Consider the following 1,136-nt stretch of genomic DNA (forward strand, 5'->3'; position numbering starts at 1 on the left):
GTCTTTTAGCTGAGACAGCACGAAGCCGCGCGAAGTGAGAAAGACGATGTCAATGAACTTGTCAAGTTCCACTCAGGTACTATCAAAGGTTGTGTTGCACAGTTTTGGTAACTGGTCGCATCGGAGGAACCCTGCATCAATTTTCGCGAGTTCGATATGTTCAAAGGCCGTCAGAGTCCGTTTTGAAATTCAGGGATGAGCGTTTCTGCGGATGAGATTGCCGTCCATAGCGACAAGGATCATGGCGTGAGAGGCGTCGATGCGCTTCTCGTAGTCGCGCACGAGGCGGCGCCATCTTGTCATCCAGCCGAAGGTGCGCTCGACAACCCAGCGGCGGGGTAAGACTTCGAAGCCCTTCTGGTCGTCGGATCTGCGGATGATCTCTACCACGAAGTCCAGATAGGCGGCCGAGGCACAGCTCAAGAAGGGCGATAAGGCACTGATCGGCAACTCGGCCTACCGGCGTTACCAAGGCCAGCGGCAAGAACTTCAAGATCGATGTCGCCAAGCTTGCCGAGGAAGCCCGGTACGACTTCATCCCCGTGGTGCGGACCAACGCGAAGGTGACCCCGCTCCAGGCCGTGCTGCGGTATCGCGGTTTGCTCGAGGTCGAGAGCCTGTTCCGCGCCACCAAGGCAACCTTCAATACCCGGCCGATCTTCCACCAATCCGATGCCGCCATCCGCGGACATATGTTTTGCTCGTTCCTGGCGCTCGTACTCAGCAAGGAACTGTACCGCCTCTGCCGGGCCAAAGGCCTGACGCCCGAATGGCAGCCGCTCCTACGCGATCTCGACCGCCTCCAGGAAGCCACCATCGAAAAGGATGGTCGCATCGTCACCACCAGAACCCACGTTACGGGCCAAGTGGGCAACGTCTTCAAGGCATCTGGCATCGCTCTGCCACACAACCTCGACGAACAACTCGCCTGAGATCATCCCCAAAATGTAGTGGTAATACGCGCCGGCGCGCGCCTAATGTGCTGATATAATAACATATTCTTACAGGCAGTGTTTAAGTGGGGTGGCTGCGGGCCGGCGTGCTGGAAGACGGAGTGCACACCGGGATGGTGGAGGGTATGCAAGGCCTAGGGTATCATTGCGGAGGCTCCTGGGCATTGCAGCGCTGTGTAATGA

General features: G+C 57.6%; 1 protein-coding gene and 1 pseudogene. One reads left to right on the top strand and one right to left on the bottom strand.

Features of this window, described 5'->3' with window-relative positions:
* Positions 1–189 precede the first annotated feature (189 nt).
* Positions 190–408 (bottom strand): annotated as a pseudogene (locus EOC06_RS37640) (transposase); the annotation flags it as partial.
* A 134-nt stretch (positions 409–542) separates the two neighbouring features.
* Here EOC06_RS37640 and EOC06_RS37645 point away from each other — a divergent pair.
* Positions 543–932 (top strand): hypothetical protein, encoded by a 390-nt coding sequence (locus EOC06_RS37645; protein WP_128310141.1) that lies wholly within the window; start codon positions 543–545, stop codon positions 930–932.
* The last annotated feature ends 204 nt before the right edge of the window (positions 933–1,136 follow it).

This window comes from Mesorhizobium sp. M7A.F.Ca.MR.362.00.0.0 (genome assembly GCF_004023175.1).
Classification (GTDB): Bacteria; Pseudomonadota; Alphaproteobacteria; order Rhizobiales; family Rhizobiaceae; genus Mesorhizobium.